We start from the raw sequence: 7,603 nt of genomic DNA on the forward strand, positions 1-7,603 counted from the left end.
GCGCCACCGGGGCTCCCGGCCCGGTGGCGCCGGCGGCCCGAACAGTGCCGAACCGGCGCGGCCCGCCCGAAGGGACCGCCGGTGCCGTGACCGCCCCGCGTCAGGACGCGCTCCGCGGCCCCCCGCCGGCCGTGGCGCCGTCGAACAGCCCCTCCCGGCACATCTCGACGAACCGCAGCGCCGCCCCCGTCAGGTCGACGCGCGAGTACGCCGTCTGCTCCCGCCGCCACTCGGGGTCCACCGGGACGGTGACCGCCCCGACGGCCGCCCGGGCCACGTCCACCGAGCAGGCGAGGATGCCGACGCCGGCCACCGCCAGCCGGACCGCGGTGGACGCGTGCTGGACCTCCATGGCGGTCAGCGGCCGGAACCCGTGCCGGGCGCACACCCAGTCGAGCCACCGCCGGCCGCCGATCACCGGCTCCAGGACGCAGCGCACCCAGGCGCGGTCGGCCAGTTCGGCGAGGCGGACCGGTTCCGTACGGCCCGCCAGCGGGTCGTGGCGCGAGACGACGAGCAGGATCTCCTCCTCCCCCAGGGAGACCACCGGCCCCTCCCACCCCTCGGGCCGGGGGCCGACCGCGATGTCGGCCACGCCGCGGTCCATGTGGTCGCGCAGTTCGTCCGTGGTGAGGTATTCGTGCAGGTGCAGCCGGACACCGGGGAACTCGCGCCGCCAGCGGGCCAGGACCGTCGGCAGGGCGCCGATCGCGAGCGCGTGCAGGGTCGCGACGTGCAGTTCGCCGCCCTCGGCCCCGGCGGCGGCCTTCGCGGCCCGGCGGGCGAGTTCGGCACTGCGCACGGCGAGTTCGGCGTGCGGCAGGTAGGCCCGGCCCATGGGGGTGAGTCCCACGCCGCGCGGCAGCCGCTCCAGCAGCCGCCCGCCGACCTCCCGTTCGAGCGCCTTGATCTGGTGGGAGAGGGCGGACTGGGTCACGTTGAGCGCCTCGGCGGCACGGGTGAACGACCGCTCCTCCACGACGGCCACCAGATACTCCATCTGCCGCAGGCTCACGACTCCCCCATGAACGTCTCTCATCGCTTCCATCGAAACATTGCGTTGGACTCATATTCGCTGCTGGGCGGAGGGTTGGGGCATGCATGAGACAGACGTCATCGTCATCGGCGGCGGCACCGGCGGCTACAGCACCGCGCTGCGCGCCGCGCACCTCGGCCTGGACGTGGTGCTCGCCGAACGCGACCTGGTCGGCGGCACCTGCCTGCACCGGGGCTGCATACCGAGCAAGGCGATGCTGCACGCGGCGGAACTGGTGGACGGAATCGCGGAGGGGCGTGAACGCTGGGGCGTGCGCGCGACGCTGGAGTCCGTCGACTGGGCCGCGCTGACCGCCACCCGCGACGACATCGTCGGCCGCAACCACAAGGGCGTCGAGAGCCACCTGTCCCAGGCGGGCGTCCGCGTCGTACGCGGCTCCGCCTCCCTCACGTCCGCCCGCACGGTCCACGTGGACACCGGCGCGGAGGCGGGTACGGAGTGGCGCGCCCGGCGCGGCGTCGTCCTGGCCACCGGTTCGCGCCCGCGCCCCCTGCCCGGCCTGGAGCCCGACGGCCGGCACGTCGTCACCAGCGACGACGCGCTGTTCGCGCCGGGGCTCCCGGCGTCCGTCCTGGTGCTGGGCGGCGGCGCGATCGGCGTCGAATACGCCTCGCTGCACCGCTCCATGGGCGCCCGCGTCACGCTGGTGGAGGCGGCGGACCGGCTGCTGCCGCTGGAGGACGCGGACGTGAGCCGGCACCTCACCCGCGGCCTCAAGAAGCGCGGCATCGACGTACAGACCGGCGCGCGCCTCGAAGACGCGCGCCCCTTCGAGGGCGGCGTCCGGGCGACCGTCCGCACCGCGCGCGGCGAGACCCGCGAACTGACCGTCCACCGGCTGCTGGTGGCCATCGGCCGGGTCCCGGTGACGGACGGCCTGGGCCTGGCGGCGGCGGGGCTCTCCACCGACGCCCGGGGCTTCCTCGCCCCCGCCGACTGGGCCCGCCTGGAGACGCCGGTCCCCGGCGTCCACGTGGTGGGCGACCTCCTCCCGCCGCCCTCCCTCGGCCTGGCCCACGCCTCGTTCGCCGAGGGCCTGGTCGTCGCCGAGACCCTGGCCGGCCGCGACCCGCGCCCGGTCGACTACGCGGCCGTCCCCCGCGTCACCTACTCCAGCCCGCAGACGGCGTCGGTAGGACTCTCCGAGGAGCAGGCGGTCGCGGCCGGGTACGACGTGACGGTCAACTCCATGCCCCTGACGGGCACCGCCAAGGGCATGGTCCACGGCCAGGGCGGCATGGTGAAGGCGGTCGCGGACCGGAGCGGCCGCGTCCTCGGCGTCCACCTCGTCGGCCCCCACGTCTCGGAGATGATCGCCGAGGGCCAGCTGATGGTCGGCTGGGACGCGGAGGCGGCGGACGTCGCCCAGCACATCCACCCGCACCCGACGCTGTCCGAGGCGGTGGGCGAGGTGATGCTCTCACTCGCGGGGCGGGGCCTGCACCAGGTGTGAGGGGGCGCGCCCGCGGCGCGCCCGCACGGAGCGCGGTTCCGGGGGCGCGGGGGTGCGGGGGCTTGCCCCCGCGAGAAACGGGAAGGGGCGGGGCAGGGGCAACCCCCCTCCGACCCGAGGAGCCGCCGGTGCTGTACGAGGTATGGGCCCCGCACGCGAAGCGCGTCACGCTGCACACGGACGCCGGCACCCACCCCATGGACCGCACTCCAGGCCGCACCGGCTGGTGGCACCGCGAAGTACCAGGACAACACGGCACAAGGTACGGCTTCGCCGTGGACGACGGCCCGCCCCTCCCCGACCCCCGGGCCCGCCGCCTCCCGGACGGCCCCGACGGCCTCGCGGCGACCGTCGACCCGGCGCACTGGGAGTGGCGGCACGACTGGCCGGGCCGCGACCTCCCCGGCGCGATCCTCTACGAGCTCCACATCGGCACGTTCACCCGGGAAGGCACCTTCGGCGCCGCGGTCCGCCACCTCCCCGACCTCGCCGCCCTCGGCATCACGCACATCGAGCTGATGCCCGTCTGCCCGTTCCCCGGCCGGCACGGCTGGGGCTACGACGGGGTGGCACCCTGGGCCGTACACGAGCCCTACGGCGGCCCGGACGGACTGCGCCGCTTCGTCGACGCGGCGCACGGGCACGGCCTCGGCGTCGTCCTGGACGTCGTGCACAACCACCTCGGCCCGTCCGGCAACCACCTGCCCGCCTTCGGCCCGTACTTCACCGACCGCCACCAGACCCCGTGGGGCTCGGCCGTCAACCTCGACGGCCCCGGCTCGCCCGAGGTCCGGGCGTACTTCATCGGCAGCGCCCTCGCCTGGCTGACGGACTACCGGCTGGACGGCCTGCGGCTGGACGCCGTACACGCCCTCGTGGACGACGGGCCGCGCCACTTCCTCGCCGACCTGTCCGCCGCCGTGGACGGCCTCGCGGAACGGCTCGGACGCCCCCTGTTCCTCATCGCCGAGTCCGACCGCAACGACCCCGCCACCGTCACCCCGCGCGGGGCCGGCGGCCTCGGCCTGCACGCCCAGTGGAACGACGACTTCCACCACGCCCTGCACACCGCGCTGACCGGCGAGTCCCAGGGCTACTACGCCGACTTCGCGGCGGACCCGGCGTTCGCCCTCACCAAGACGCTGCGCGGCGGCTTCTTCCACGACGGCACGTACTCGACGTTCCGCGGCCGCCCGCACGGCCACCGCCTCGACCCGGCGGCCGTCCCCGCCCACCGGCTGTTCGGCTACGCCCAGACGCACGACCAGATCGGCAACCGGGCGCTCGGCGACCGCCTCGCCGCCCGCCTCTCCCCCGGCCTCCTCGCCTGCGCCGCCACGCTGGTGCTCTGCGCGCCCTTCACGCCGATGCTGTTCATGGGCGAGGAGTGGGGGGCCCGCACCCCCTGGCAGTACTTCACCGACCACACCGATCCGGAACTGGCCGAGGCCGTACGCCGGGGTCGGCGCCGCGAGTTCGCCGCCCACGGCTGGGCCGCGGACGAGGTCCCCGATCCGCAGGACCCCGCCACCCGGCTCCGCTCCTGCCTCGACCGGGACGAACCGAACGGCACCCCGCACGCCGAACTCCTCGGCTGGTACCGCCAGTTGATCGCCCTCCGGCACACGGAACCGGCCCTCACCGCCCCGGACTGGACGGACACCGCCCCGGAGGCCGGACCCGACCGCTGCCTCACCTTCCGCCGCGGCCCCCTGCTCGTCGCCGTCAACCTCGCCCGCACCCCGGCCGAACGCCCCGTCCCCCACGGCACCCGCGTCCTCGCCGCCTGGCGCCCGCTCCCGCCCCCGGGCTACAGCGGCCTGCTGCGCCTGCCCGCGGAGTCGGCGGCGGTTCTGCGGACGGACGGTTCCTAGGGACGGCCGGAACGGGCCGGGCCCACCAGGGCCGAACGGCCCCGATCGGACCCGTTCGGCCCCGGGGCGCGGACGGGCGGGCAGGGCAGGCTGGTGGACGACCGACCGGGGGACCGTCTCCGGTCGTGGCAGGGGCCGGCCGGCCATCCCTCTCACCCGCCCGGCCGGACGGCCCCCGGCCGCGGCCCCTCCGTTCGTTCACCGGCCGTCCGGCCGTCGGCGCCCCCCGTCGCCAGGCGGCCGGGCCGCTCCGGCCGGGGCCGCCCCCGCCGGCACGAGGCCGCGTTCACTCCCCGGCCGGCTCCAGGCGCAGCGCGATGCTGTTGATGCAGTACCGCTGGTCCGTCGGGGTCGGGTAGCCCTCGCCCTCGAAGACGTGCCCGAGGTGGGAGCCGCAGCGGGCGCAGCGGACCTCGACGCGGACCATGCCGTGCGAGCGGTCCTCCAGGAGCTCGACGGCGTCGGAGTCCTTGGGGTCGTAGAAGCTCGGCCAGCCGCAGTGGCTCGCGAACTTCTCGGTGGACCGGAAGAGCTCCGCGCCGCACGCCCGGCAGCTGTAGACGCCGGGCGTCGTCGTGTCCGTGTACTCACCGCGGAACGCCGGTTCCGTCCCGGCGCGGCGGAGCACCTGGTACTCCGCCGGCGTCAGTTCCGCGCGCCACTGCTCGTCCGTCTTCTCGACCTCGTACGGCATGGGCCGTCCGTCCTCTCGCGGGTCAGCTCTCCAGGCGGGCCAGGATCCGCGGACCGAGGTCCGTGACGTCCCCCGCGCCCATGGTGAGAACGAGATCGCCGGGGCGGACCATTCCCGCGAGGACCTCGGGGACGGCGGCCATGTCGTGCTCGGCGCGCACCTCGGCGCCGGCCTCCCGCGCCGCGTCGATGATCATGGCGCTGGTGACACCGGGGATCGGGTCCTCGCGGGCGGGGTAGATGTCGAGGACGACGGAGGCGTCGGCCAGGGCGAGCGCCTGCCCCATCTCGGTGCCGAGCTCCTGGGTGCGGCTGAACAGGTGGGGCTGGAAGACGACGAGAACGCGGGAGCCGGCGGCGGCGCCGCGCATGGCCTCCAGGTCGGCGGTCATCTCGGTGGGGTGGTGCGCGTACGAGTCGATGACCTGCACGCCGGCGGCCTCGCCCTTGAGCTGGAGGCGGCGGCCGACGCCGGTGTACTTGCCGAGGGCGGCGGCCAGCTCCTCCGCCGGAACGCCGAGCGCGGCGCCGGCGGCGAGGGCGGCGACCGCGTTGCCCGCGTAGTGCCGGCCGGGCACGGAGACGCCGAAGGTGAGCTCGCGGCCGTCGAGGACCACGGTGACCTCGCTGGTCAGACCGCGCGGGGTGATGCCGAGGATCCGCACGTCGGCGTCCTCGGCCTCGCCGTAGGTGACCACCCGGACGTCGCCGGTGCGGCCGGCGAGGCGGCGGGTCAGCTCCCGGGCGCCCTCCTGGTCGGCGGAGACGACGAGCGTGCCGCCCGGGCGGATCCGGCCGACGAAGATCTCGAACGACTCGTGGATCTCCTCCATCGAGGCGTAGTTCGCGTGGTGGTCCAGCTCGGCGTTGAGGATGATCGCGACCTCGGGCGCGTACTTGTGGAAGCTGCGGTCGCTCTCGTCCGCCTCCGCCACGAAGATCTCGCCGGAGCCGTGCCGGGCGTTGGTGCCGGGCCCGTGGAGGTCGCCGCCGATCGCGTACGACGGGTCGAGCCCGAGCGCGTCCAGCGCCACCGCCAGCATCGACGTGGTGGTCGTCTTGCCGTGCGTGCCCGCGACGGCGATCGGCCGCAGCCCGTCCATCAGCCGGGCCAGCGCGTCCGAGCGGTGGACGACCGGGATGCCGCGCTCGGCGGCGGCGGCCAGCTCGGGGTTGTCCTGCCGGATGGCGCTGGAGACGACGACGCAGGTGGCGTCCTCGGCGAGGTGCGCGGCGGCATGCCCGACGTGCACGGTGACGCCGAGAGCGCGCAGCGCCGCCGCCGTCGCGGACTCCTTCGCGTCGCTGCCCGCCACGCGCGCGCCGCGCTGGGCGAGGATCTTCGCGATGCCCGACATGCCGGCCCCGCCGATGCCGATGAAGTGCGGGCGGTCCATCGTCGTGGGGACGGCCGGTGCCATGTGCGGTGCTCCCTGGGTCGTTCTCGGCTGGTGCGGTCCGCTGTGTCCAGCGGCTGCCCCCGGCGGTCCCGGGGACTGACTGCGCCGATTCTCGCACCCGGCACCGACAGCGCCGCCTCCGGCCGGTGGGGACGCCGGCCGCGCCCGCGCACACGCCCCCGAACGCAGGGCCGGCCGACCGGTCAGCCCACCCGGCGGAAACTCACCTGTCCGGATGGCGACGGGCGGCCGGTCGCCCTTGACGACCGGCCCGCGATCCCCTTCGCCCCCCGCGCTCACTCCACGTCGGCCACCGGCCGCTCCTCGTTCCGGTCGGTGCCGTCCTCGTCGGCGTCCGCGTGCGCGTACAGCTTCAGGACGGGCACGCCGACCTTGTGGCGGGCGCGCGAGGCCCAGTCGCGGTGGAAGAACTCCTCGACGAGGTGGGGCGCGGTCAGCACGATCACCTCGTCGGCGTGGGTCTGCTCGACGACGGAACGGAGCAGGTCCAGCGGATGGTCGTCGATGATCTGACCGACCGCCTCGCTGCCGGCGCCCCGCAGGAGGCGCAGGGAGTGCTCCAAGGCGAGGGCCGCGGGCCGCAGCGCCGCCTCGCCCTCGGGCTCGTCCGCCTCGTGGACGGCCTGTTCCAGCTCGCCGAGTGCGACATCGTCGATGGCGCGGAGCAGCCGGTCCTCGGCGCCTCTGGGCTGCATCAGGACCACGAAGGACAGATCGTCGTCATGCAGGCCGGTGACGAACTCGACGTCCGTCGCGGACAGCGGCTGTTCGATCATCAATACGCTCGTGAACACGGTCGGCGCCCTTCTCCTCCGTGGGCCCCGGGCCCACACAGAAACCATCCTGCGCGTGCTCCCTCGGAGCCCGCTGTTTCGAACCCGTGCCCCCGGGGGAGCGTCCGACACAATTCTGCCCGTCGGACGATAAGCGGAACAGGGAATTCCGCTGATTGTCGGACGCGGGTTTCGGACGCGGCCCCGGAGGCGCCCCGGACCCGGTCGCCGGGCGGAGAACGCCGGGGGTCCACGCTGCCCGCCAAGCCCCGACGGTCACCGCGTCCCCGGCGGCCCGCCAGGCCCCGCAGACCCCCGGCAGCCCCTACAGC

At 75.3% G+C, this 7,603-nt stretch carries 5 protein-coding genes and 1 pseudogene; 2 read left to right on the forward strand and 4 right to left on the reverse strand.

The window, feature by feature from the left end; translation table 11 throughout:
- Positions 1–100 precede the first annotated feature (100 nt).
- On the reverse strand, positions 101–1,015 hold the full coding sequence (locus tag ACSNOK_RS28155; RefSeq protein WP_436783607.1) for a LysR family transcriptional regulator: 915 nt from the start codon (positions 1,013–1,015) through the stop codon (positions 101–103).
- An 82-nt stretch (positions 1,016–1,097) separates the two neighbouring features.
- On the opposite strand from ACSNOK_RS28155, the gene lpdA reads away from it, so the two are divergent.
- Positions 1,098–2,510, forward strand: coding sequence for a dihydrolipoyl dehydrogenase (gene lpdA, locus ACSNOK_RS28160; protein ID WP_436783608.1), 1,413 nt, complete (start codon positions 1,098–1,100; stop codon positions 2,508–2,510).
- Positions 2,498–4,384 (forward strand): annotated as a pseudogene (gene treZ / locus ACSNOK_RS28165) (malto-oligosyltrehalose trehalohydrolase); the annotation flags it as partial. The gene lpdA and the pseudogene treZ, both read left to right, overlap by 13 nt.
- A gap of 286 nt (positions 4,385–4,670) precedes the next feature.
- Here treZ and msrB read toward each other — a convergent pair.
- The 3 genes from msrB to ACSNOK_RS28180 all read right to left on the reverse strand — a co-directional run bounded on the left by msrB (position 4,671) and on the right by ACSNOK_RS28180 (position 7,292).
- Positions 4,671–5,078 carry a peptide-methionine (R)-S-oxide reductase MsrB gene (gene msrB, locus ACSNOK_RS28170; RefSeq protein ID WP_436783609.1) on the reverse strand — a complete coding sequence of 136 codons (408 nt, stop codon included), beginning with the start codon at positions 5,076–5,078 and terminating at the stop codon, positions 4,671–4,673.
- A 22-nt stretch (positions 5,079–5,100) separates the two neighbouring features.
- Complete coding sequence (gene murC / locus ACSNOK_RS28175) at positions 5,101–6,498, reverse strand: UDP-N-acetylmuramate--L-alanine ligase (RefSeq protein WP_436783610.1); 1,398 nt, start codon at positions 6,496–6,498, stop codon at positions 5,101–5,103.
- A gap of 275 nt (positions 6,499–6,773) precedes the next feature.
- Complete coding sequence (locus ACSNOK_RS28180) at positions 6,774–7,292, reverse strand: indole-3-glycerol phosphate synthase (protein ID WP_436783611.1); 519 nt, start codon at positions 7,290–7,292, stop codon at positions 6,774–6,776.
- Positions 7,293–7,603: the final 311 nt, after the last annotated feature.

It is taken from the genome of Streptomyces sp. URMC 126, from assembly GCF_051386555.1.
GTDB lineage: Bacteria > Actinomycetota > Actinomycetes > Streptomycetales > Streptomycetaceae > Streptomyces.